Source organism: Nitrospirillum amazonense, from assembly GCF_029594735.1.
Lineage (GTDB): Bacteria > Pseudomonadota > Alphaproteobacteria > Azospirillales > Azospirillaceae > Nitrospirillum > Nitrospirillum amazonense.
Genome location: NZ_JARPAF010000001.1, coordinates 98,702 through 121,701, shown reverse-complemented (window position 1 = coordinate 121,701; position 23,000 = coordinate 98,702). Strand labels below are relative to the sequence as shown.

Genomic DNA, 23,000 nt, shown 5'->3' with positions numbered 1-23,000 from the left:
TCGTCAGCGCTCCAGTACCCAGGTGTCTTTGGTGCCGCCGCCCTGGCTGGAATTCACCACCAGGGAGCCCTCGCGCAGGGCCACGCGGGTGAGCCCGCCGGGCACCACCCGGATCTCCCGCCCGCTCAGTACGAAAGGCCGCAGGTCGACATGGCGGGGGGCGATCCCCTGCTCGACGAAGGTGGGGCAGGTGGACAGCGCCAGCGTCGGCTGGGCGATGTAGTCGGCCGGCCGCGCCTTGATGCGGTCGGCGAACACCGCGCGGTCGGCGGCGGTGGACTGCGGCCCGATCAGCATGCCGTAGCCGCCAGACCCGCGCGTCTCCTTCACCACCAGTTCGTGCAGATGCTCCAGCACGTACTTGCGGTCGTCGTCCCGTTCGCAGAGATAGGTGGGGACGTTCAACAGGATGGGTTCTTCCCCCAGGTAGAAGCGGATCATTTCGGGGACGAAAGGATAGATCGCCTTGTCGTCCGCGATGCCGGTGCCGACGGCGTTGGCCAGGGTGACCCGGCCGGCGCGGTAGGCCGCGAACAGGCCGGGAACGCCCAAGGCGCTGTCGGGCCGGAAGGTCAGCGGGTCCAGGTAATCATCGTCGATGCGGCGGTACAGCACGTCCACCCGCTTCGGCCCCTGGGTGGTGCGCATGTAGACGAAGCCCTCGTCCACGAACAGGTCGCCGCCCTCCACCAGTTCCACGCCCATCTCATCGGCCAGGAACGAGTGTTCGTAATAGGCGCTGTTGTAGGACCCCGGCGTCAGCACCGCCACGGTCGGCGCGTCGCGGCAGGCGGGCGGCGCAACCGACTTCAGCGTGTCCAGCAGGTCTTCCGGATAATGGGAGACGGGCGCCAGCTTGTGCATGCCGCAGAGGTCGGGCAGCAGGCGCAGCATGGCCTCGCGGTTCTCCAGCATGTAGGAGACGCCGGACGGCGTGCGGCAATTGTCTTCCAGCACATAGAAATTGTCCGCATCCAGTCGGACGATATCGATGCCGGCCACATGGGTGTAAGCGCCGGCCGGGGGCAGGAAGCCCTGCATCTCGGGCCGGAAGCTTTCGTTCCCCAGCACCATGCGCTCCGGCACCTTGCCCGCGCGCAGGATGTGGCGTTCGCCGTAGACATCGGCCAGGAAGGCGTTCAGCGCCTTCACCCGCTGGTGCAGGCCCAGCGACAGCCTGTCCCATTCGGCCCGCGCCAGCACGCGGGGAATGATGTCGAAGGGGATCAACCGTTCCGGATCCCCGCCTTCCGTGTACACCGCGAAGGTGATGCCCACGCGCCGGAACAGCGTCTCCGCCTCGCGGCGCTTCAGTTCCAGTTTGTCGGACGGCATTTCGCGCAGCCATCGTTCGATGTCCGCATACGGGCCGCGCACCTCATCCGACATGCCCATTTCATTGAATGGACCGTCTGCTTTCGCCATAAACCCCTTCCCCATCGGTAGGCCCGACTGATTGGTTGAGCAAGAGCCACGCCAACTCGGCCTAGGCTAGGAACTGCCCAGGAAATATGCGTTCCGCCAAGGACGCAAAAGCATGGGCGCCCAATGCGCAGGCAACCGCCCGCCGTTTATCGCCCATAAATTGTGCAGATGCTCTTACAGCCCTGGCATCCGCCCGATGCGGACCCCCAATGCGAACCGTTGCGGCGATATGATCACGGGTTTCCTCCTCAACCGCGCGCCGGCCGCCCTGGCAACCAAAAGGCGCGCTTATCCTTGTCTGCCTTCAATCGAACAGGCCCTGCGCCAGGTCAAGACCCGGCCAGGACAGTCAAAAGAAGTTCATTTGAGTGAACAGGGTTTCAACCGCCGGCTTCTATCGCTTAAGCCAAGTCCCGGCGGCCCATTTCGTCTAGAAAGGCGCTAGCCGCGCGGCTTAGCCCACGATCGGCATGACGCACCAAAGTAAAGGCGCGCGGGGCCAAGGCCAGCGGCACGGGATGCAGCAGCCCCACCTCGATGCTGCCGCTGGCGACGGAGGCCGACAGCGCGGCCGCGCCGCCGCCTGCCTCCACCGCCGCCCGTACCGCCTCGTTCGAGGGCAGTTCCAGCGCGATGCGCAACCGGGCGGTATCCACACCCAGGGCCGCCAGGGCCGCCAGGAAGGCGGAGCGGGTGCCCGAGCCTTGTTCCCGCATGATCCAAGGCGTCTCAGGCAGGTCGGACGGTGCCACCGTCTCACGGAAGGCCCAGGGATGGTTGGGGGCAACCACCACCACCAGCTGATCCAGCGCCACCTGGTGGGCGGACAGGTCGGGACTGTCCACCGCGCCCTCGACGAAGCCCAGGTCGGCCGCGCCATCCAGCACGGCGGCCGCCACCTGCGCCGTGTTGCCGATGGTGAGGTCCAGGTCCACGCCCGGATGCCGATCGCGGAAGGTCACCAGGTGGCGCGGCAGCCAATAGCTGGCGATGGTCTGGCTGGCCTGCACGCGCAACTGCCCGCGCTGCAGGCCCGACAGTTCGGCCAGCGCCCGTTCGGCCATGTCGGCCCGGGCCAGCACGGCCTTGGCCTCCGCCAGGAACAGGCGGCCGGCCTCCGTCAGGGTGATGCCGCGGCCCACGCGGTTGAACAGGGCCGTCTGGTAGCGATCCTCCAGCGCCGCGACGGCGGCGCTGGCCGCCGATTGCGCCAGATTCAGGGCGCGCGCCGCCTGGGTCACGTGCTGACGTTCCGCCACCGCCACGAAGATGCGCAACTGTTCCAAGGTCAAGGGATGGGCCCGCCGTCAGGTACCGCCCGGAGCGGCGGCGTCGCCGCCACTGTAGCGCAGGCGAAGGGCACGCGGCATCATTGTCCGGAAGCGGGCAACCAGGCTGTCCGGAAACGGACAAGGCGCGGTTCCGGACAGCGCCCCAAGGCCCCGGCGTCAAGCGATCCCAAGGGCTTAAGCGGTGGTCCGCCCTTTGCTTGCGGGCGCGACGGCCCCGCAAACGGGGTGGGGAACAGGGAAGCGACCATGCTGTACATCGCGGCAAGCCAGGCCATGCGGTCCTTGCGGCAGGTGAAGGCCGACATCGTCATCAGCCTAGCGGGGCTGGTGGTCGGGCTGACTGCCAGCCTGCTGATGGCCCTGCTGATCCGCGACCAGATGGCCTACGACACCTTCCTGCCCGACCATGCCCAGCTCTACCTGGTGGACAGCGTGCTGGCGCCGGTGGACGAGGACCAGGAGCCGGGCCCCCTGGTGCGCTGGCGCACCCCGCCCGACCTGGCCGCCACGCTGGTGGCGGAGGCGCCGGAGGTGGAGGCGGCCGCCCGCCTGCTGGACGACGCCCGCAAGGTCCGGCACGGCGGCGCGGCATTCCGCGAGTTCGTCACCTGGGTCGATCCTGCCTTCGCCGACATCATGCGCCTGCCGGCGGTGGAGGGCGACCTGAAGGAAAGCCTGGCCGACCCGGGCGCCGTGGCCCTGACGCAGACCATGGCACGCAAGCTGTTCGGGCCCGAATCGCCCCTGGGCAAGCGCATCGAGCTGGACGAGCGCACCACGCTGCGCGTGCGCGCCGTGCTGAAGGACCTGCCCTTCCGCAGCCATATGCGGGAGGTGATGATCCTGGCGTCCGCTGCCTCGCCCTATTCGCCCTTCAGCGCGCCCCAGTCTCGTATCGATGGGTCACGGACGGATGGCGATCAGACGGCGGCGCGGACGACGGGCGACGTCTATACCTATGTCCGCCTGCGCGACGGCGCCGACCCAGTGGCGGCGCAACGAACGCTGGACGAACTGGCCGCCCGGCATTGGGGGGCGGGTCATGCGGGCGGGCAGTCGCCGCAGCTGGTACCCATGACCAGCCTGCAGCTGCACGCCGGTCTGAACCCCGACCGGCTAAACCGCATGTACATGATCGGCGGCATCGCCCTGCTGACCCTGCTGATCCCCTGCATCAACTTCATCAACATGGCCACGGCCCGGGCCACCCGCCGCGCCGTGGAGGTGGGGGTGCGCAAGATGGGCGGCGCGCGGCGGCGCGACCTGGTGATCCAGTTCATGCTGGAAACGCTGATCCTGGTGGGCATCGCCATGGTCATCGCCCTGTCGCTGACCGAACTGGCCATCCCCCCGGCCAACCGTTTCCTGGACGCGCGACTATCGCTGGATGCCGCCTCGCCCGAGGTGGCGGCCATCGTCGCCGGCCTGGGCGCAGGCGTCACGCTGCTGGCGGGGTTCTACCCCGCCCTGGTGTTGGCGGCGCACCGGCCGGTTGCCATCCTGAAAGGCGGCGGGCCGGGCACGGCGGCACCGGTGGTGGACCGGACCGCCCGGGTGCGGCAGGTGCTGATGATGGGGCAGTTCATGCTGCTGGTCATGCTGCTGGTGGGGGCCTCGGTCACCTATCGCCAGCAGCAGCTGCTGACCCGTGATCGCGTCTCCTACGACACCGCCGACATCCTGATCCTGGACGCCAACTGCCCGGAATCCATCCGCGTCGGCCTGCAGCACATCGACGGCGTGAAAGGCGTGGGTTGCACCGGCATGGAAAGCCTGGAGCGCAGCCGGCCGCTGGTGACGGCCACGCTGAACAACGGCCATGCCGTCCGCCTGAACCGCGTGGCGGCCGACCCGGGCTTCCTGCCCGTGTTCCACCTGCCGGCCCTGGCGGGGCAGCTGCCGGACCCCAAGCGCCCCAGCACCGTGCGCCATAAGGTGGTGATCAACGAGACGGCGTCGCGCGCGCTGGACAACGACACGCCGGAGGATGCCATCGGCCAGGCGCTGCACCTGCCCGGCGTCGACGGTGACGTGCAGGTGGCGGCGGTGGTGCCCGACTTCCCCATGGGGTCGCTGCAGGACAAGATCGCCCCCACCTTTTTCGTCAGCGACCCCGGCGGATATGAGCTGATGTACGTGAAGCTGTCGCCGGGCGACCGCACCCGGACGCTGGCCGCGATCGACGCCCTATGGCGCCGCATGGGGGAGCTGTCGCCCAGCGACCGCTATTTCTTCGACGATCACCTGAACTCGCTGACCAGCCTGATCCGGCATGAGACCCAGATGATCACCCTGTTCAGCCTGATCAACCTGGGCATGGCCTGCGCCGGCATCTACGGCCTGTCGGCCGTGACGGCGGAGCGGCGGACCAAGGAGATCGGGGTGCGCAAGGTCTACGGCGCCTCGCTGGCCGACATCCTGCGCCTGCTGCTGTGGCAGTTCGCCAAGCCGGTGCTGGTGGCCAGCGCGCTGGCCTGGCTGCCGGCCTATTTGTTCCTGCACCGCTGGCTGGCCGGCTTCGCCTATCACGTGGACATCGGCCCCTGGACCTTCCTGGGTCCCACCGCCCTGGCCCTGGCCATCGCCGCGGCGACCGTGGCCGGCCAGACCATCCTGATCGCCCGTGCCCGCCCGGTGCTGGCGCTGCGGTACGAATAGGGGAACGCCCCATGCTGACCACCACCCTGCGCCTGGCCCTGCGCGGCATCCGGCGCACCCGGGCCGACGTGCTGATCACCTTCGTCGGCATGGCCATCGGCCTGACGGCGGCGCTGATGATGGCGCTGCTGACCCGCGACGTGATGACCTACAGCCGCGACATCCCCCTCCATGGCCGGACATACATGGTGACGGGCACGGTGACCACGCCCGGGCAGGCCCCCGCACAGATGTGGATGACGCCCGCCCCCCTGGCCGGGCTGATGGCGGCCGGCATGCCGGATGTGGAGGCGGTCACCCGTTTCATCGGCAACCCGCAAATCATCCGGCGGGGTGACATCGCCTTTCGTGAGGTCGTCATCTGGGCCGACCCCACCCTGTTCCAGGTTCTGCCGCTGCCCGTGGTGGCCGGGGATCCCGCCACGGCGCTGGCCACCACCGATGGCATGGTGCTGACGCGATCCCTGGCACGCAAGCTGTTCAGCCGGGACGCGCCGCTGGACCAGACGGTGGACATGGGCGGACAATCCTTCCGCGTCATGGCCGTGGTCGAGGACCCGCCGCCGCGCGGGGCGCTGCATGAAGGCGGCGCCTTCGCCTCGGGTCAGAACGCCAAGGCCAGCCTGAGCGCCACCGCCGGCGACACCCGCATGAACCCGGCCGGCTTCAACCCGGTCTTCACCTATTTCCGCCTGCAGGCCGGCGCCAGCGCCGCGGCGGCCGACCGGGCCCTGAACGAACTGCTGGCCCGGCACCGGCAGGCCGACGATGCGGGGCAGATGAGGCTGCGCGGCGTGGCGTTGAACGACATCCCACTGGATCCGGAATTGAGCCCGCGGTCGCGGGCCCTGATGGCCATGATGCTGGTCATCACCGCCATGACCTTGATCGTCCCCTGCATCAACTTCGTGGCGCTGGCCACGGCGCGGGCGGGCCAGCGGGCCATGGAGATTGGCATCGCCAAGCTGAGCGGCGCCCGCCGCCGCCACCTGATCACCCAATTCCTGCTGGAAACGACGCTGCTGGTGGCGGTGGCCATGGTGGTGGCCCTGTCGTTCACCGAACTGGCCCTGGGGCCGGCCAACCGCGTCCTGCATACCGAGATGGCGTTGGAACTGGCGGCGCCCGACGTCATTGCCATCATCCTGGGCCTGGTGCTGGCCGTGGGCGTGTTGGCCGGGGCGTATCCGGCCTTCGTCCTGTCGTCATACCGGCCGGGCGCCATCCTGAGGGGGACCGGCGGGGGCGGCGATCGGTCGAGCCGCATCCGCCAGGGCCTGGTGGTGGGGCAGTTCATGCTGCTCATCGCCCTGCTGAGCGTCACGCTGGTGGTGCATCGGCAGGAGGTCATGCTGACCCATGCCCGCCTGCCCTACGACCCATCCAATATCGTGGTGTTGCAGGGCACCTGCCCGGCCGCCCTGCGCGACCGCATGGCGGCGGCCGACGGGGTGCGGGGCTTGGCCTGCGCCGACAGGGAATCCCTGTCGCCCCAGGGCGGCGCGTCCTACAAGGCCACCCTGTCGGACGGCAGCACGGTGGCCTTGGGCAGCGTGCATGCCGACGCCACCTTCCTGTCCCTGTTCCATATCGAACCCCTGGCCGGCCGGCTGTTCGATCCCGCCCGTGCCCAGGAGGCAGGAACATCCCAGCCCGGCAACACCGTGATCGTGAACGAAACGGCGGCCCACACGCTGGGCTGGGGCCGGGCGGAAGAGATCGTCGGCCAGACCCTGGCCCTATCCCTGTACGGCTATGAAAACCGGCTGGAGGTGGTGGGCGTGGTCCCCGATTTTTCCTTTGGCGACCTGGAAGGGAAAATCCCGCCCCTACTGTTCCGGGTACGGGGGCAGGAAAACGACGCCGCCAATGACGGCTTGATCTATGTGAAGCTGAAGGACAGCGGCGCCGCCACCCTGGCCGCCGTGGACGCCGCCTGGCGGGCGGTCAACCCGGGTGTGCCCGTGCAGCGCTTCTTCTTCGATGACCACGTGGCCATGCTGACCCTGATCATCCGCATTGAGGCGCAAATCTTCATCCTGTTCAGCGCCGTCAACGTGCTGATGGCCTGCGCCGGCATTTATGGCCTGTCCGCCTTCACCGCCGAGCGGCGCACCAAGGAGATCGGGGTGCGCAAGGTTTACGGCGCTTCCGTCGCCGACATCGTCCGCCTGCTGTTGTGGCAGTTCGCTAAGCCCGTGCTGCTGGCCGGCGTCCTGGTGTGGATCCCGACCTACTGGGGCCTGCGCCAGTGGCTGGACAGCTTTGCCACCCACGTCGATGTGGGGCCCCTCAGCCTGCTGGCCCCCACCGCCCTGGCCCTGGCGATCGCTGGGCTGACGGTGGCGGGCCAATCGGTGCGGGTGGCCCAATCCAAGCCGATAAGGGCCCTTCGTCACGAATGAGGCGTCACGCCCACACCGTGACAATCAGCACCAGGCTCAATCCTGCGATGAACAGGCTGGCCAGGGCGCCCAGGGCCAGGGGGGCGAAGCCCTTGGCGGCCATGCGGCCGACGTGTGTGTGCAAGCCCATGGCGGCCAGGGCCAAGGTCAGCAGGCTGGTGGTGACGCCGGGGGCCCAGTCCTTCACCACGGCGGGAACGGCGTGCAGGCTATTCAGGGCGACAAGAGCCACGAAGCCCAGGATGAACCACGGCATGGGCATGGGCTTGCCGCCCGTGCCTTCCCGCCGGCGGCGCAGGGCGCCCAGCGACAGGACCAGAGGGGCCAGCATGGCCACGCGGGTCAGCTTGGCCACCGTGCCGAACTCCCCGGCCTGCTGGCCCGACTGGAAGGCGGCGGCCACGACCTGGGCGATCTCGTGGATGGAGGCGCCGGCCCACAGGCCCACGGCGCGGGGCGCCAGGTGCAAGGCGGCGCCCAGGGCCGGGTAGCTCAGCATGGCGATGCTGCCGAAGACGGTGACGCAGGCGACGGCGTAGGCCGCGTCCTCATCATCCGCCTGGGTGACGGTGTTGGCCGCGACCACGGCCGAGGCACCGCAGATCGAGGTGCCGGCGGCGATCAGTTCCGCCAGGGGCGCCGGCACGCCCAGCCAGCGGCCCACCGTCTTGGTGAAGACGAAGGTGGCCACGAGACTGAAAGCGATGATGGCCACACCCGTGGGACCCACCGCCGCCACCTGGGCCGCCGTCAACTGCAGGCCCAGGAGGGCCACGGCGATGCGCAACAGGCGCTTCAGCACGAAGGTCACCCCCGCCTGCGTCACCCTGGGCAGCCCCACCGCGCTGCGCAGCGCGATGCCGACCACCACGGCCAGAATCATGGGGCTGAACAGTCCCAGGGCCGGCACGCGGTGCAAGGCGAGGCCGGCCGCGGCCGGGATGAGGCAGTAGACCAGGCCCGGGACCAGGCGGGTGACGGAGGACAGCGTGGGCCAGCGGACGGCGGATACGGCGACGGTATGGGCAGAGTGGACCATGATGGCGGTGCCTTGATACGAAAGGGGCGCGACCCCATTGGACCGCGCCCCCCAAACATCGCCATTTCACACAAAACCATCCAACAGATTGTTCTGTTGATATCGATCTAGTTAAGAGATCAATCGGCGGCGACCTTGTGGTGGTGTCCGTGCGCCTTGCCGGCCACCTTGCCCTTGGCGGCCTTGCCCGCCACCTTCACCGCCTTGGCATGGGCATGGCCCTTGGACGCCGCATGGGCCGTGACATGCCTGCCGGCGTGACCCGAGGCCACGCGCTGGTGCGCGGCGGCGGCGTGGCCGCGCCGCTGCACCGGTGCCACAGCCACGTGCACGGTGCGGGCCCGGCCGGCGTGGGCGACGCGGCCCGTGCCCCGGGCGCGGGCCATCCGGGTCAGGGGGCGGCCGGCGGCCAGCGCCACCAGCTTGGGGTCGGTGTCGCGGTTGGCGAAGGCGTTGTCCAGCAGGGTTTCCATCAGCTTGTCGCGGGTCTTGGCGCTGCTGCCGCCGAACACCACGCCAAACAGGCGGCGCCCGTCATGCACGGCCGAGGACACCAGGTTGGAACCGGAAGCGTTGGTGAAACCGGTCTTCATGCCGTCCATGCCGGGGTAGCGGTACATGAGGCGGTTGTGGCCGGTCAGGTGGCGCCCCTCGAAATCAAACTCGCGCGTGGCGAAGTAGTGATAGTCCTGCGGGAAATCGCGATGCAGCGCCATGGCCAGGCGCGACATGTCGCGCGCCGTCGTCACCTGCTCGCGGTCGGGCAGGCCCGAGGCGTTGCGGAACACGGTGTTGGTCATGCCCAGCTGGTGGGCCTTGTCCGTCATCATGCGGGCGAACACCTGTTCGCTGCCGCCGGCCAGGGCCTCGCCCACCACGGTGGCGCCGTCGTTGGCGGAAATGACGATCATGCCCAGGACGCAATCCTTGACGCTGACCGTCTGCCCGACCTCCAGCCCAAGCTTGGTCGGTTCCTTGTTGGCGGCGTTGCGTGACACCGGCAGCTCATCCTCCCAATGCAGGCGCCCCTGGTGGATGGCCTCGAAAGTGAGGTAGAGCGTCATCATCTTGGTCAGCGACGCCGGATGGTTCTGCTCATCCGGGTTCACGGCGTTCAGCACCTCGCCCGTGCCGCCGTCGACCACCAGGGAGGCGTAGCCCGCCTGCGCCGGATGGGCGGCGCCCAAGCCGACGGCCACCGCCCCCAGCGCCGCGACCACAGCCCCCAGCCGGCCCAGAACACGCCGCGCCACCCCAATCGCCCCCTTGAAACCCACCGTGCCGCTCCTCTCGCCCCTAGGGAATGGAATACTGTCCCTAGGGGTAGAAGATTCAATGGATTCTGTCCAGGTATTGGGTGGAATAAAGATGACGCAACAAGATAAAGGGCGATTCACCCGGCGGTGGGGATGCCAGCCGCCAAGCCACCCGCGCCATCAAAACAGCAATCCCAATCCCTGCCGTTGGCGGTACCATGGCGGCCCGTCACCCACCAGGCCGCCGCCGTGCATCCGTCCCCCGTCCCCGAAATTTCTGACGAGCCCTGGCGCTACTGGCGTCCCGGGGACGGCGCGGCCGTTGAAATGGGAACGGTGCGCGGGCACGACGTGGCCCTGCCCGTCCATTTCCATGAGGAGGACCAGGTAACCATGGTCCTCCTCGGCGTGCGCCGCTTCGTCATCGCCGGCGTCCCGGTCGAGGTGGCGGCGGGCCAGGCCGTGCGCATCCCCGCCGGCGTGCCCCACCTTTCCCTGCCCAGTCCGGCGGGGGTGGTGTGCACCAACCTCTACCTGCCGCCGGGCACCCCGCGGCCGCCGGCCGACATCGACGCTGGGTGGGAAACCGTGACCCGCGCGGCGGCGCTGGCGGGCCTGAGCCGCGAGGGCTATTCCCGGCGCTTCAAGCGGCTGCACGGCCTGGCGCCGCAGCGGTTCCGCCTGCTGGACCGGCTGAACGCCGCCCGTGCCCTGCTGCGCCAGGGCGAAGCCATCGCCGCCGTGGCGGCGGACACGGGCTTCGCCGACCAGAGCCACCTGGGCCGCTGTTTCCGCAGCACCTTCGGCGTCACGCCCGGACGCTATCGCGCCGGCTGAGGTCACACCCGTTCTATAGCGCGGCGCGGCCCATCGTTATCGGTGGTGCCATCGTCACCCCTTTTGGAAAGCCGCGCCCCATGCCGTCCCTCGTCCCATCCCTCGCCACCGTGCTCTCCTGCCTGCTGGTGGTCGCCGCCGGCGCCAGCCTGGCCGTGCAGCAGGTCCTGAACGCCAATCTGCGCATGGCGCTGGGATCACCCTGGTGGGCGGGCTTCACCAGCTATCTGGTGGGGATGGCGGCCATGCTGCTGCTGGCGCTGACGATGTCCGGGCCCCGGCCGACGGCGGCGGCACTAGGCGCCACACCCGGGCCGGCCTGGGCCGGCGGCCTGTTCGGCGCTGCCTTCATCGCCACCGCCATCCTGATGATCCCGCGCTTGGGCGCCGCCACCGTCCTGGCCTTGATCGTGGTGGGGCAGATGCTGTGCGGCCTGGTCATCGACCATGTCGGCGCCCTGGGCGTGACCCCGCACCCCGCCGGAATCGCCCGGCTGCTGGGCGCGGCACTGCTGATCCTGGGCGTCGTCCTGGTACGCCGATAGCGACCTGCCGGTGCCGCCGATGCATGATATCGGAAACCCTGATTTTACCGCCCTGTCCGCGCCTTCTAGTTTAGGGGTGCCATGGTTCGGAGGCCGGCGGGAAAAGCCCGCCCCGATCATGGCAGGAGGATAACGGACCGGCGCCCGCGCCCGTCCCCAGGGAGGGTATTTGACGTGGCTTCCAAAAGTCGGACGGCCGGCCTGGCGCAGGGGCTGGCGCTGCTGCTGCCCAGCACGATGTCGGTGATGGGCGTCGTCGTGCTGGCGCCGGTGCTGCCGCAAATGCTGGCGCATTTCAAGGACATGCCCCAGGCCGATTACTGGGTGCCCATGATCCTGACGACACCGGCGCTGTGCGTGGCCCTGTTCTCCGCGCCCGCAGGTTGGCTGGCCGACCGCTTTGGCCGCCGCCGGCTGCTGATGCTGTCCATGCTGCTGTACGCCGTCTGCGGCGTCGCCCCGCTGGTCCTTGATGATTTCCGCGCCATCCTGGCCAGCCGGGTGGTGGTGGGGGTGACCGAGGCTGCCGTCATGACCCTGACCACCACCTTGATCGGCGACTACTTCAAGGGGCGCCAGCGGGAGAAATGGCTGGCGCTGCAGACCGCCGTCGCCTCCATCTCCGCCGTGGCGCTGTTCGTCATCGGTGGCGCGCTGGGCGCCATCAGCTGGCGGGCCCCCTTCGCCGTTTATGCCAGCAGCCTGCTGCTGCTGGCCGGCATCCGCTTCTTCACCTGGGAGCCGGAGGAGACCGAGGACGTCCTGCAGCATCCCGAGGCGCACCGGAGCGTGGCCCTTCCCTGGGCGCGCCTGGGGGGCATCTGCGCCATCACCGCCTTCGCCGCCGTCCTGTTCTATACCGTGCAGGTGGACCTGTCCCTGGCGCTCACCGGCCGGGGCGTCACCGACCCCGCCGCCATCGGTGGAATGACGGCAGCGGCCAGCCTGGCGGTGCCGGTGGGCACCATCGCCTTCCAGCGCCTGTCCGGCCAGCCGGTGGCCATGCTGTTGCTGATGGCCTTCGCCCTCTGCGGGGCGGGCTTCAGCGGCATGGCGCTGGCGACCGGCCATGGATGGCTGCTGGCCTCCGTGGCGCTGGCCCAGTTCGGCTGCGGCCTTATCCTGCCCACCCTGCTGACCTGGGCCCTGCGCGGCCTGGCGTTCGAGATCCGCGGCCGGGCCACCGGCCTGTGGCAAGCATCCTTCTTCGTTGGACAGTTTCTGAGCGCCTTCGTCGTCACCACCCTGTCCCATCGCTTCGGCGACATCTTCGGCGCGTTCCTGGGCCTGGCCATCGCCAGCGGCATCGCCGCCGCGCTGGCGCTGGGCGGCCTGGCGCTCATGGGCAACCGGGCTCAGGAGGCAACCGCGCCCGGGGCGCGCTGACGGTCCGGTCTTCCCTTGCTCACGCATCCAGCAGGCCGGCCACCGCCTCGCCGATGGCGAGGGAGGAGGTCAGCCCCGGACTCTCGATGCCGAACAGGGCCACCAGGCCCGGCAGGCCGTGGGCCGACTGCCCATCCAGGCGGAAGTCGGGCTGCGCCTCGCCAGGCCCATGGATCTTGGGCCGCACGCCGGCGTAGTCCGGCACCAGGGCGCTATCGGGCAGGCCCGGCCAGAACCGGCGGATGTAGCGGTAGAAGCCGTCGGCGCGGCCGGGATCCACGCGATAGTCGGGCGCCTCGACATATTCCAGGTCGGGGCCGAAGCGCGCCTGCCCGCCCAGGTCGCGGCGATAGTGCACGCCCAAGGCACCGGGAATGGGGGGCGGATAGACCAGGCGCTTGAACGGCGCCCGGCCGTTGAGGGCGAAGTAGCTGCCCTTGCCGTAGTGCGCCCGGGGGATCAGGTCAGCCGGGAAGCCTTCGATACGGGCCGCCACATCCTGGGCCGACAGGCCCGGCGCGGTCACCAGCAGACGGGTGGTGACGGTGGTGGGATCGCGCCCGCCGGTGCGCACGGCATAGCCGCCGCCCTCCAGGGGGGTGGCAGCCAGCACCGGCGTGCCGGTGACCACGGCGCCATCCCGGCCCTCGATCTCCCCCCGCAGCGCCACCATGTAGCCATGGCTGTCGAAGATGCCGCTCTCGGGCGAGATCAGGGCGGCCACGGCGCGCAGGTCCGGCTCCAGCGCGTGCACCTCGGCCGCGCTCAACCAGCGCATGCCTTCCACGTCGTTGATCCGGGCCTGGTTCAGGATGCCCTCCAGCCGGGGCACCTCCGCCTCTTCCGTCGCCACCACCAGCTTGCCGCACTTGTCGTAGGTGACGCCGTGGGCATCCAGGAAGGGGTATAGCATCCGCCGCCCGGCCACGCAGAACCGCGCCCGCAGGGATCCGGTGGGATAGTAGAGGCCGCCGTGCGCCACCTCGGAATTACGGGAGGACACGCCTTGGCCGATGGCGTCCTCCGCCTCCAGCACCGCGACGGTCAGGCCACGCAGGGCCAGGGCGCGGCCGCAGGCCAAACCCACAGCCCCCGCCCCCACAACGATCGCGTCGAAATCCGTATCCGCGCCGGCCATGCCTTGCTCCCGTCCTATCCGCGGTCAAATCTGCCCGGACGGTGCCGCGTCGCGCAATGCCGCAGGCGCGGGTCGCGCCTCAAACCTTTTGGAAGGGTCAAACCTTTAAGATAATTGTCGGCCAAGGGACCGGAGCGTATTACTTGGGGGATGTTCGTTTACCTGCCGGAAATATCCGCAGGCCATAATGGATGCCGTTGGCGCATGGGCTATGGGGTTGGAAGCATGGGGTTGAGCACGGCTTGCCGCGGCGGCCTTCGGGGCAGGGCATGACCCCGGCGGAAGACGATCGTGCCCGCACGCTGACCGACCTGGTGGACCGGCTATCGCCCGAGGCCGCGCGCAAATTGTTCGAAGAGGTCGACTCCAGCCCGGACCAAAGCCGGGCGATGGTGCGCCGTGCCCTGATCCACAAGCTGAACGCCCAGCGCCAGGCCCACGCCCGGCGCCAGTTCACCCAGCTGTTCGAACCCTTCCTGACCAGCGACCCCTGGCTGCTCCGCGAAGAGTTCCACTGTCCCGGCAGCATCCACCCGCTGGACGTGGGCGGCCTGTGGTCCGCCCTGGCCGCCAAGCCGCTGGCGCCGCTGAGCCGCTCGGTGGATGAGACCCTGTCGGCCCTGGCCCAGGAACAGCCGCTGTTCGTCGTGCTGCGCACGCCCAAGGCCCTGGCCCTGCGTGAGGAACTGCGCGTGGCCGCCGCCGCGCGGCTGTCACAGACACTGCAGGACAAGGCCGCCACCAAGGATTTGCTGGAGGCGATGAACGCCTGGCGCCGGACGGAGGCGACGCGCAAGAACCTTGGGGTGGTGCCCCGCCCCCTGATGCTGGCCGACCTGTCGCTGCTGTACATGCTGCTGGAGAACGGCGGCCACTATTCCCGCCTGGTCATGGGCCTGAACGGCAATGATGACAACGGCGGAGCCGACGGGGCGGCGGCCGTGCTGTCCTTCCAAGCGCCAGGCGTACCGGCGGCCCAGGCCAACCAGCTGACCCTGCTGATGCCCCTGGTGCTGCTGAACCGCCACCGCGCCTACCGGCAGATGAGCGGCTATCTGGTGCAGGGTCCCAGCGACTGGCAGCCGGTGCTGCTGTCGGCCCTGGTGCGCCACCTGGCCCGCACCTGCCAGGTCCTGGCCGACGAGCTGGGCGCCCTGGCCGGCGCCGGCGAGGTGGCCCGCCGCCCGCTGGTCGTCGCCTCGGAACGGCGCGAGCTGCTGGAGCGGGAGCTGGTCTACCTGGACGACCTGCTGACCCTGTTCGACGAGTTCGACCTGCTGCGCGACGGCCGCGAGGCTAGCCTGGCCCACGGCACCCTGGACACTATGATCAAGAAGGTGGAGGGCGCGCTGTACCCCTACCTGTCCATGCGCGTGTCGGTCACGGCTCATGCCAAAGGCCGGATGGCGCTGGACCATGCCGCGCTGGCCTGGGCGCTGGGCTACACCATGCGCTGGCGCAACACCCTGACGCGCAGCCTGCACTGGGGCACCCGCTACAGCGACTTCCGCGAGCGGCTGGTGGAGGACCTGACGGACGCCTACCGCGCCGCCTTCTCCCGCACCGAAGCGGGCGACAGCCGGGAGCGGCTGGGCCAGGCGGTGCGCGCGGCGGAGCTGTCGCAGGCCGTGGGCGCCGATTTGCGCGAAAGCATGACTCTGCTGGACCAGGGGCTGGTGCAGACGGCCACCGACCGCCTGCGCGACGCCACCCCCATGACCGGCGCCGAGATGGCCCTGATCACCACCCTGCTGGTCAAGGCGCAGAATGAACTGCGCCGGACCAAGCACTGGCGCGACGCCAACCTGGTGAACCTCGTCACCCTGGCCGAGGGGCGCGGACTGAAAGGTTGAGTCCTTACGCCCGCGCCAGCCGGCGCGCGCGCTGCTTCAGGTCGCCAACCACGGATGCCAGGGTCAGGCCCAGGCCGCCGGCCAGGACATACCAGGCGGGGCGGATGCCCGCATCCCAGTCGAAGCTGAGGTTGGCCTCCAGCACCAGATCCGGCGGCAGGTGGCGCACGGCCCAGAAGCCCAACGCCTCCGCCCCCGCCGTGCCAAGGGCCGTCAGGACGCTGAGCCCCAGCAGCACCGGGACCGAGCGGGGCCGCCCATCGGGCAGCACGCGGTTCAGCAGGCGGTAGGCCAGCAGCCAGGCCAGCCAGCCGGCCATCAGGGTGGGCACCGTCACGTCGGCCTTTTCCTGCAGGAAATAATGGACCAGGCCCAGGATGGCGATGGGATAGACCAGGGCGTGCAGCCGGCGCCAGCGCGGGCCGCCCAGCCGCTTGATCATGCCATCGGTGGAGGTGATGCCCAGCGCCACCAGGCCCAGCAGCGCCACGAAGCCGATGGTGAGGTAGACGCGGCGCGCGATCTCGGACGCGATGTGCAGGAGGTCCAGCGACTGGTCGGCGGCGTAGCCGCCCAGGTGGACCACGGCGTAGAGGCAGGCGGCCACGCCGATGCGCCGCCGCACGGTCATCACCGCCGGCCAGCGGGCGATGCGTGCCAGCGGGGTCACCAGCAGCGACAGCAGCAGGAAGCGGAAGGTCCACACGCCCACCTCATGGATGAAGGCGTTGTAGGGCCGGGGACCCAATTGCCCCATGATGGCGTCATAGCCGATGAGGGCCATGGGCAGGCACAAGCCCGCCAGCACCAGGGTCATCAGCCAGGAGTAGCGGCCGGCCCGGTCCTGCCACAGGCGCCAGTTCATGCCTGGCCCCCGGCGAAACTACTGCGATATGCAATACCTTTTGCAAAACTGACGGCAAAAACGCCGGACATTTCTGTTGCATAACGCATTATCTTCGCCTTTTCAGAGGGATAAACCGAACCATCATCCCTAATTAATTCCTTATTTACCTTACCGCGCGCGGCCATCCGCCGCACCTGGCCCGGTCCTTGCGTTAACCATTGCCAAAACGGGCTTAAAGCCCACTGGAACCGAGGACCATTCATGACCCGCCTGCTGGCAGCCCTGATCCTGGGCTGCCTGGCATGGACCGCCGCCACCGCGCCGGCCCGCGCCGCCACCGCCAAGAACACCATCGGCCTGAAGGCCACCGTCGTCACCGCCTGCACCGTGGACGTCACCGACCTGGGTGTCGCCCTGGATGTGGTGGGCGGCGAGACCAAGCGCCAGGTGGGCAGCGTGGTTGAAAACTGCAACGATGCCAAGGGCTACACCATCACGGTCAACTCCGCCAACAATGGCAAGCTGCAGTCGGGCAAGAACACGGTTACCTTCACCACCCTCTACGACGGCACCACCGGCAACGGCAGCGGCAGCGTCTCCGTCACCCGGTCCAAGGCTACCTTCGCCAAGACGGCCGCCGTGGCCGTCACCATCGCCGGCAACGCCAAGACCATCGCCGGCAACTACACGGATACCCTGACCATCACCATCAAGGCGAAGTGACACGGCGCCAGGCGGCCGCCTGCACAGAATCTGCACAAAAGATACTGGATATCTGCTGACCGGCGCCCGCAGGGCTGCACGGTCGCGTCGCATAACGGCGGCATGACACCCGCCGGAACCCCACCCCTGACTCCCGCCCCCGCTCCCCTGCCGCCGTGCGTCCTGCGCGACGGCTGGTGGCTGGCGGCGAACACGCGCCCGGTATCCTGGGGGCCGACGGCCGTCATCCTGCCCTTCAAGACCAGGAAGACCCCGGCCCCATGACCGATACCACCCCCGTCACGGCCGCCGGTGCTGCGCCCGGCGGCGACGCCCCCGGCTTGCCTGTCGCCGGCTTGGCGACGCTGGCGAGCCATTTGTTTCATGACGCGCCGCTGGGCATCGCCCCGCCGGCCTTCCTGACCACCCACGCCGACTGGCGCAGCTGGACCGCGCGCGACCAAGGCTTGCGGGACTATCTGGCCGCCCATCCAGATGGTATCGATCAGACGGGCCAACCATGATGGGCATCATGCACCGCATCCTTGTCGTCGATGACGATCCCCATATCCGCGACGTCCTGTGCTTCGCCCTGGAGAAGGCCGGCATGGCGGCGGAGTGGGCCGGCAACGGCGTGGACGCCCTGGACCTGGCCACCCGAAACCCACCCAGCCTGGTGGTGCTGGACGTGGGCATGCCGGAAATGGACGGGCTGGAGGTCTGCCGCCGCCTGCGCCGCGCCTCCGACGTGCCCATCCTGTTCCTGTCCGCCCGGGATGAGGAGATCGACCGCGTGCTGGGGCTGGAGATGGGCGGCGACGATTACGTCACCAAGCCCTTCAGCCCGCGTGAGCTGGTGGCGCGCGTCAACGTCATCCTGCGCCGGGCCCGGGGCCCCGCCCCGGCGGTGGCACCGCCGCAAGAGGACGCCCCTCCCCTGACGCCCGCTCCCATAGTCAGGGGCGCCCTGGTGCTGGACAGCGCCGGCCACCGCGCCACTGTGGCGGGGCGTGAGCTGGGCCTGACGGCGCGCGAATTCATGATGGTGAAGACCCTGGCCAGCCGGCCGGCGGTGGTGTTCAGCCGCAACCAGCTGATGGACGCAGCATATCCCGACAACATCCACGTCTCCGACCGCACCATCGACAGCCATGTGCGCAACATCCGCGCCAAGTTCCAGGCGGCGGGGTGCGAGGACGCGGTGGAAACGGTGCACGGCGTGGGCTTCCGCCTGGGCCCCTGCACCACGGGCACGGCGCCGTGACGCCCCTGCGCGTCCGCGCCAAATGGCGCCCGTCGCTGGGCATGATCGTGGTGGCGGTGCTGCTGGCGGTCGCCGCACTGCCCCTGGCCGGCCTGTTCTTTTTCCGCCTGTATGAGAATCAGCTGGTGCGCCAGACGGAGGCGGAGCTGATCGCCCAGGCCAGCGTGCTGGCCGCCGCCTACGCCGACGCGGTGGAGCGGCTGGACCCGCCGCCGGCCCTGTCGCCCACCCCCCTCACATCCCTGGCACCAGAGGAGCGGTTCCATCCCATCGAGCCGGCGCTGGACCTGACCAGTGATGACGTGCTGGGCGCCCGGCCGGCGGCCGTGCCGGCCACCGCCGCCGTGGACCCTGCCCTGCAGGCCATCGGGTCCAAAATCTACGCCATCGCCCAGCGGGCGCAGGACCAGATGCTGGCCGGCGTGCGGGTGCTGGACTTCAACGGCACCATCCTGGCGGGGGCGGAGGAGGTGGGCCTGTCCCTGGCCGACGTGCCGGAGGTGGCGGGCGCCCTGGCCGGGCAATACCACGCGACCTTGCGCGTCCGCCGGTCGCAGCATGAGCCGCCGCCGCTCTATTCCATGAGCCGGGGGACGGGCGTGCGGGTGTTCGTAGCCCTGCCCGTCATCGCCCATACCCAAAACGGGGACCGGGTGGCCGGCGTCATCTACGCCTCGCGCACGCCCAACAACATCTTCCGCCACCTGTACGGGGAACGGCGCAAGGTGGCCCTGGCCGGCGGCTGCATCCTGGCCGTCATCCTGATCATCGCCTTCGTCTTTTCCCGCACCATCACCCGGCCTATCCACCAGCTGGTGCGCCAGACGCGGGAACTGGGCACACGCGGCCTGGATGAAGGGCCGGCCGACGCGCCGCACTACGGTACCCGGGAAATCGCCCTGCTGTCGCAAAGCTTCCACGACATGGCGCAGCGCCTGTCCGACCGGTCGCGCTACATCACCACCTTCGCCGCCCATGTCAGCCACGAGCTGAAGTCGCCCCTGACCGGCATCCAAGGGGCGGCGGAGCTGCTGCACGACGACATGGACGGCGAGGCGGCCATGGACGCCAGCCAGCGCCGGCGCTTCCTGGGCAACATCCTGGCCGACACCCGCCGCCTGACGGCCCTGGTGCAGCGGCTGCGCGACCTGGCCCAGGCGGACAATCCGGTACGCGGCGGACGCACCAGTCTGGCCGCCGTCTGGCCCGAGCTGGCGGCCCAGTTCCCGGGCCTGGCGCTGACCGCCGGCGGGGAGGACGCCGCCGTCGCCATGTCGGCGGAGAACGTGATGATCCTGTTCGGCCACCTGGCGGACAACGCCGGCCGCCACGGCGCCACCGCGCTGGACATCGCCGTCGCCTTCCGCGACTGGGCGGTGGTGGTCACCGTGGCCGACAACGGCCACGGCATCTCCCCCGCCAACCGCGACCGGGTGTTCGACGCCTTCTTCACCACACGGCGGGACAGCGGCGGCACCGGCATGGGCCTGCACATCGTGCAATCCCTGCTGCGCTCGCACGGGGGCGACATCCGCCTGGGCGACGCGCCGGAAGGCGGCGGGGCGGTGTTTGAGGTGACCCTGCCCCGGGCTTGAGTCATTTTCGCCCACCCAGCGCCGCTGCGGTATCCGCGACAAGGGCCACCACCAGGGCGACCGCGCCACAGAGGAAGATCAGGGCGTAATCCTGGCCGCTGTGGTTGAACAGGTAGGAATAGCCGTAGCCGGCCAGCGCCTGGAACAGGGCGAAGGCGGTCGTGGCGCGGCTCCACGCCGCCTGCTGCAGCTTATGGCTGTGGGGCAGCAGTTCGCGGATTCGACCCAGGACCAGGGGCACGATGCCGGTTGTGAAAAGGCCAAGGACGATGGTGGCCATGGCGAGGGCGAGGGGGTGGCCGCTCACGGCCAGCAGGGCCACGGCGGCCGCTTGCGCAGCCAGCGACAGGCGGTAAGCCGCTCCAGCCCCGATACGGTCAGCCAGCGGACCGCTGGCCAGGGGACCGGCGATGGCCGCCACGCCGTACAACACCCAGTAGAGCGCACCGACATCCGCGCCCCGGCCCAGACCGCGCGCGACATAGTCGACCAGCAGCACCATGACCGGCACCAGGCCCAGGGCGTTCAGGGCGTATTCGGCGTAGAGCACGCGCAGGATGCCGCCGGTGCGCCCACCCGCCGCCTCAGCCGCTGTCGCGACGGGGGCGGGCAGGTCACTCGCCGGCCAGCCGAACCAGCTGACGGCCGTCAGCAGCAGCGCCAGGCCGCCCAGTCCCATCCAGGCCTGCACCAGCCCAAGGCGCAGCAGGGCCGGTACCACGGTGCCCGACGCGGCGATACCCAGGCCCAGGCCGACGAAGATGATGCCGCTGACCAGCCCGCGCCTGGCCGGCGGGATGTGCGGCAGGATGGATGTTGCCACCAGCACCATGATGGCGCCGCCGGCCAGTCCGGACAGGAAGCGCCAGACGAAGAACCAGCCGACTGACAGGGGAAAGGCGCAGGCGAAGAAGGCGACGGTGACCGCCAGCATCATCAGGCGCAGGGTCCAGCGGCTGGTCAGGGCCGCCGCCAGGGGCCGGCCCAGCAGCGCCCCCGCCAGGTAGCCTGCGAAGTTGGCCGCCCCCAGGGTCACCACGTCGCCGGCCGCAAACCAGCGGGCGGCGATCAGCGGCGGAATCAGGGGCGTGTAGGCGAAGCGCGCCAGGCCCACGGCGACCAAGCTGCCGCTGAGCCCGGCGATGGCGGCCATCCAGGACGCGGCGGACAAGCCGGGGGCGTTCCGGGGGACGGCGCCGTCCCCGGTGGTGGAGGTGGACATGGGATGAACTGCCTTTGCTGCGGCCGGCCTTGAACGGCCAAGCCTTATTTGATGGTGGGTGAGTTATTGGCCGTCTGGCCGAACAGGATCTTCTTCCCCTCCTCCGTCACCGTGGGGCGGTTGCGCAGGGGCTCGCCCTTGGCATAGGCGCGGATGGTGGCGGGGCGGGCGGCCACGGCCTCGAACCAGCGCTTCAGGTCGGGGAAGTCGTCCAGGTTCTGCTGCTGGCGCTGCCACGGGACGATCCAGGGATAGATCGCCATGTCGGCGATGGAATAGTCGTCGCCCGCCACGAAGGTCCGCCCCGCCAGGCGGCGGTTCAGCACGCCGTACAGGCGGTTGGTCTCATTGACATAGCGGGTCATGGCATAAGGGATGCGTTCCGGCGCGTACTGCACGAAGTGGTGGTTCTGCCCGGCCATGGGCCCCAGGCCGCCCATCTGCCAGAACAGCCATTCCGTCACGGTCTTGCGGCCGCGCACGTCGGCGGGGATGAAGCGGCCGGTCTTGTCCGCCAGGTACAGCAGGATGGCGCCGCTTTCGAACACGGTGATGGCCTCGCCGCCGTCAGCCGGCGCGGTATCGATGATGGCTGGCATGCGGTTGTTGGGGGAGAACGCCAGGAAGTCCGGTTTGAACTGGTCACCGGCGCTGATGTCCACCGGGTGGATGGTGTAGTCCAGCCCCGCCTCTTCCAGGAACAGGGTGATCTTGTGGCCATTGGGGGTGGGCCAGTAGTAAAGCTCGATCATCGGATACCTCGCGGGACGGGCGAATGTTGGGGTTCTCGGGGGGCCACTCTCAGGGGTCCAGCAGGGCCAAGGCCGGGCGGGCCATGCCCTCCAGCTGGTCACGGTCGGCGTGCAGGCGCGCCATGACGCGCATGGCCACCACCACGCTCAGGAACAGGTGGGACAAGTCTTCCGCCGGCTGGGCGGGCGATATGGTGCCGTCGGCCTGGCCCGCACGCAGGTGGCGCAGGAAAAAGGCGCGGATTTCACCCAGGCCGCCGGCCACCTCCTCGCGGATGTCCGGGTCTTGGGCCGTGACGTCCAGCGCGGCGTTGATCAGCATGCAGCCCCGCCGCTGCGGATCGCCCAAGGAGCGTTCAACGACATCGGCCAGGTAGCCGGCCACCGCCTGGCGTGGCGGCAACTGGTCCAGCCGGGCGATGCGCTGGCTCAGCGTCCCGCTCAGATACTGGTCCAGCGCCTTCATGAACAGGCCGCGCTTGTCGCCGAAGGCGTTGTAAAAGCTGGCCGTGGTCAGCCCCATGCGCGCCGCCAGATCCCGGGTGCTGGCCGCGCCATAGCCCTGGGACCAGAACCCGTCGACGGCGGCCTGCAGCGCCGTCACCTCATCAAACTCACGCGGCCGCGCCATGGCGGTCTCTCCCCGAATCCGGAAAGAACCGCCCAACGCCCATGCGGGGCGGTTCTGTATCGCTCGCTCCAGTTAAATTAGAGCACTCGATACAGAACACAAGCCCCGTTGTGCGGAAATCAGTATGCCGTGGGATGGATGGCGGCGGCGCCA

Annotated in this window: 20 protein-coding genes; 10 read left to right on the top strand and 10 right to left on the bottom strand. The window is 69.5% G+C overall.

The genetic code is table 11. From position 1 onward, the window contains the following. Positions 1–3: 3 nt before the first annotated feature. Both P5F91_RS00505 and P5F91_RS00500 read right to left on the bottom strand, forming a co-directional pair. Positions 4–1,395, bottom strand: coding sequence for a circularly permuted type 2 ATP-grasp protein (locus P5F91_RS00505; protein WP_422394447.1), 1,392 nt, complete (start codon positions 1,393–1,395; stop codon positions 4–6). 431 nt (positions 1,396–1,826) lie between these two features. Continuing rightward, the gene (locus P5F91_RS00500; RefSeq protein ID WP_277906117.1) at positions 1,827–2,717 is read right to left on the bottom strand and encodes a LysR family transcriptional regulator; all 891 of its coding nucleotides are present in this window, start codon (positions 2,715–2,717) and stop codon (positions 1,827–1,829) included. A gap of 246 nt (positions 2,718–2,963) precedes the next feature. On the opposite strand from P5F91_RS00500, the gene P5F91_RS00495 reads away from it, so the two are divergent. Then, positions 2,964–5,375, top strand: coding sequence for an ABC transporter permease (locus tag P5F91_RS00495; RefSeq protein WP_277906116.1), 2,412 nt, complete (start codon positions 2,964–2,966; stop codon positions 5,373–5,375). Positions 5,376–5,386: 11 nt separating this feature from the next. Then, positions 5,387–7,780, top strand: a complete 2,394-nt coding sequence (locus P5F91_RS00490) for an ABC transporter permease (RefSeq protein WP_277906115.1) — start codon at positions 5,387–5,389, stop codon at positions 7,778–7,780. Positions 7,781–7,784: 4 nt separating this feature from the next. Here the strand turns inward: P5F91_RS00490 and P5F91_RS00485 are convergent, their stop codons facing one another. Both P5F91_RS00485 and P5F91_RS00480 read right to left on the bottom strand, forming a co-directional pair. Beyond that, entirely contained in the window at positions 7,785–8,819 is a 1,035-nt protein-coding gene (locus P5F91_RS00485; protein ID WP_277906114.1) for a YeiH family protein, read from the bottom strand. A gap of 119 nt (positions 8,820–8,938) precedes the next feature. After that, on the bottom strand, positions 8,939–10,072 hold the full coding sequence (locus P5F91_RS00480) for a D-alanyl-D-alanine carboxypeptidase family protein (protein WP_277906113.1): 1,134 nt from the start codon (positions 10,070–10,072) through the stop codon (positions 8,939–8,941). Positions 10,073–10,402: 330 nt separating this feature from the next. Between P5F91_RS00480 and P5F91_RS00475 the strand changes: the two genes are divergently transcribed. The 3 genes from P5F91_RS00475 (at position 10,403) to P5F91_RS00465 (ending at position 12,843) form a co-directional block, all read left to right on the top strand. Further along, on the top strand, positions 10,403–10,912 hold the full coding sequence (locus P5F91_RS00475) for a helix-turn-helix domain-containing protein (RefSeq protein WP_277906112.1): 510 nt from the start codon (positions 10,403–10,405) through the stop codon (positions 10,910–10,912). A gap of 80 nt (positions 10,913–10,992) precedes the next feature. Then, on the top strand, positions 10,993–11,457 hold the full coding sequence (locus P5F91_RS00470; RefSeq protein WP_277906111.1) for a DMT family transporter: 465 nt from the start codon (positions 10,993–10,995) through the stop codon (positions 11,455–11,457). 174 nt (positions 11,458–11,631) lie between these two features. Further along, complete coding sequence (locus P5F91_RS00465) at positions 11,632–12,843, top strand: MFS transporter (RefSeq protein ID WP_277906110.1); 1,212 nt, start codon at positions 11,632–11,634, stop codon at positions 12,841–12,843. Between the two features lie 19 nt (positions 12,844–12,862). Here P5F91_RS00465 and P5F91_RS00460 read toward each other — a convergent pair whose 3' ends face one another. Further along, entirely contained in the window at positions 12,863–13,981 is a 1,119-nt protein-coding gene (locus tag P5F91_RS00460; protein ID WP_277906109.1) for an NAD(P)/FAD-dependent oxidoreductase, read from the bottom strand. A gap of 269 nt (positions 13,982–14,250) precedes the next feature. Between P5F91_RS00460 and P5F91_RS00455 the strand changes: the two genes are divergently transcribed. After that, on the top strand, positions 14,251–15,834 hold the full coding sequence (locus tag P5F91_RS00455) for a hypothetical protein (RefSeq protein WP_277906107.1): 1,584 nt from the start codon (positions 14,251–14,253) through the stop codon (positions 15,832–15,834). A 4-nt stretch (positions 15,835–15,838) separates the two neighbouring features. On the opposite strand, the gene P5F91_RS00450 is transcribed toward P5F91_RS00455, so the two are convergent. Further along, on the bottom strand, positions 15,839–16,699 hold the full coding sequence (locus P5F91_RS00450; protein ID WP_277906105.1) for a protein-methionine-sulfoxide reductase heme-binding subunit MsrQ: 861 nt from the start codon (positions 16,697–16,699) through the stop codon (positions 15,839–15,841). Further along, positions 16,696–16,866 (bottom strand): hypothetical protein, encoded by a 171-nt coding sequence (locus P5F91_RS00445; RefSeq protein WP_277906104.1) that lies wholly within the window; start codon positions 16,864–16,866, stop codon positions 16,696–16,698. The genes P5F91_RS00450 and P5F91_RS00445 overlap by 4 nt, the downstream gene beginning before the upstream one ends. Before the next feature lie 76 nt (positions 16,867–16,942). On the opposite strand from P5F91_RS00445, the gene P5F91_RS00440 reads away from it, so the two are divergent. The 4 genes from P5F91_RS00440 (at position 16,943) to P5F91_RS00425 (ending at position 20,242) form a co-directional block, all read left to right on the top strand. After that, positions 16,943–17,404 carry a hypothetical protein gene (locus P5F91_RS00440; protein WP_277906103.1) on the top strand — a complete coding sequence of 154 codons (462 nt, stop codon included), beginning with the start codon at positions 16,943–16,945 and terminating at the stop codon, positions 17,402–17,404. A gap of 260 nt (positions 17,405–17,664) precedes the next feature. Beyond that, complete coding sequence (locus P5F91_RS00435; RefSeq protein WP_277906102.1) at positions 17,665–17,907, top strand: hypothetical protein; 243 nt, start codon at positions 17,665–17,667, stop codon at positions 17,905–17,907. Between the two features lie 8 nt (positions 17,908–17,915). Continuing rightward, complete coding sequence (locus tag P5F91_RS00430; protein WP_277906101.1) at positions 17,916–18,647, top strand: response regulator transcription factor; 732 nt, start codon at positions 17,916–17,918, stop codon at positions 18,645–18,647. Continuing rightward, on the top strand, positions 18,644–20,242 hold the full coding sequence (locus tag P5F91_RS00425) for a sensor histidine kinase (RefSeq protein ID WP_277906100.1): 1,599 nt from the start codon (positions 18,644–18,646) through the stop codon (positions 20,240–20,242). Before P5F91_RS00430 ends, P5F91_RS00425 begins: the two co-directional genes overlap by 4 nt. Before the next feature lies 1 nt (position 20,243). On the opposite strand, the gene P5F91_RS00420 is transcribed toward P5F91_RS00425, so the two are convergent. From P5F91_RS00420 to P5F91_RS00410, 3 genes are read right to left on the bottom strand one after another with little or no spacing between them, the layout of a single operon-like run. Next, positions 20,244–21,464 carry a YbfB/YjiJ family MFS transporter gene (locus P5F91_RS00420; RefSeq protein ID WP_277906098.1) on the bottom strand — a complete coding sequence of 407 codons (1,221 nt, stop codon included), beginning with the start codon at positions 21,462–21,464 and terminating at the stop codon, positions 20,244–20,246. 44 nt (positions 21,465–21,508) lie between these two features. Next, entirely contained in the window at positions 21,509–22,216 is a 708-nt protein-coding gene (locus P5F91_RS00415) for a glutathione binding-like protein (RefSeq protein WP_277906097.1), read from the bottom strand. 49 nt (positions 22,217–22,265) lie between these two features. Further along, on the bottom strand, positions 22,266–22,847 hold the full coding sequence (locus tag P5F91_RS00410) for a TetR/AcrR family transcriptional regulator (protein ID WP_277906096.1): 582 nt from the start codon (positions 22,845–22,847) through the stop codon (positions 22,266–22,268). Between the last annotated feature and the right edge of the window lie 153 nt (positions 22,848–23,000).

What these genes read in the sequence shown, in the direction of transcription:
- P5F91_RS00505 (WP_422394447.1), bottom strand. Translation starts at nt 1,395, where the DNA reads ATGGGCATGTCGGATGAGGTGCGCGGCCCGTATGCGGACATCGAACGA.
- P5F91_RS00495 (WP_277906116.1), top strand. Translation starts at nt 2,964, where the DNA reads ATGCTGTACATCGCGGCAAGCCAGGCCATGCGGTCCTTGCGGCAGGTG.
- P5F91_RS00490 (WP_277906115.1), top strand. Translation starts at nt 5,387, where the DNA reads ATGCTGACCACCACCCTGCGCCTGGCCCTGCGCGGCATCCGGCGCACC.
- P5F91_RS00485 (WP_277906114.1), bottom strand. Translation starts at nt 8,819, where the DNA reads ATGGTCCACTCTGCCCATACCGTCGCCGTATCCGCCGTCCGCTGGCCC.
- P5F91_RS00475 (WP_277906112.1), top strand. Translation starts at nt 10,403, where the DNA reads ATGGGAACGGTGCGCGGGCACGACGTGGCCCTGCCCGTCCATTTCCAT.
- P5F91_RS00470 (WP_277906111.1), top strand. Translation starts at nt 10,993, where the DNA reads ATGCCGTCCCTCGTCCCATCCCTCGCCACCGTGCTCTCCTGCCTGCTG.
- P5F91_RS00460 (WP_277906109.1), bottom strand. Translation starts at nt 13,981, where the DNA reads ATGGCCGGCGCGGATACGGATTTCGACGCGATCGTTGTGGGGGCGGGG.
- P5F91_RS00455 (WP_277906107.1), top strand. Translation starts at nt 14,251, where the DNA reads ATGACCCCGGCGGAAGACGATCGTGCCCGCACGCTGACCGACCTGGTG.
- P5F91_RS00450 (WP_277906105.1), bottom strand. Translation starts at nt 16,699, where the DNA reads ATGAACTGGCGCCTGTGGCAGGACCGGGCCGGCCGCTACTCCTGGCTG.
- P5F91_RS00445 (WP_277906104.1), bottom strand. Translation starts at nt 16,866, where the DNA reads ATGGCCGCGCGCGGTAAGGTAAATAAGGAATTAATTAGGGATGATGGT.
- P5F91_RS00440 (WP_277906103.1), top strand. Translation starts at nt 16,943, where the DNA reads ATGACCCGCCTGCTGGCAGCCCTGATCCTGGGCTGCCTGGCATGGACC.
- P5F91_RS00435 (WP_277906102.1), top strand. Translation starts at nt 17,665, where the DNA reads ATGACCGATACCACCCCCGTCACGGCCGCCGGTGCTGCGCCCGGCGGC.
- P5F91_RS00430 (WP_277906101.1), top strand. Translation starts at nt 17,916, where the DNA reads ATGCACCGCATCCTTGTCGTCGATGACGATCCCCATATCCGCGACGTC.
- P5F91_RS00420 (WP_277906098.1), bottom strand. Translation starts at nt 21,464, where the DNA reads ATGTCCACCTCCACCACCGGGGACGGCGCCGTCCCCCGGAACGCCCCC.
- P5F91_RS00415 (WP_277906097.1), bottom strand. Translation starts at nt 22,216, where the DNA reads ATGATCGAGCTTTACTACTGGCCCACCCCCAATGGCCACAAGATCACC.
- P5F91_RS00410 (WP_277906096.1), bottom strand. Translation starts at nt 22,847, where the DNA reads ATGGCGCGGCCGCGTGAGTTTGATGAGGTGACGGCGCTGCAGGCCGCC.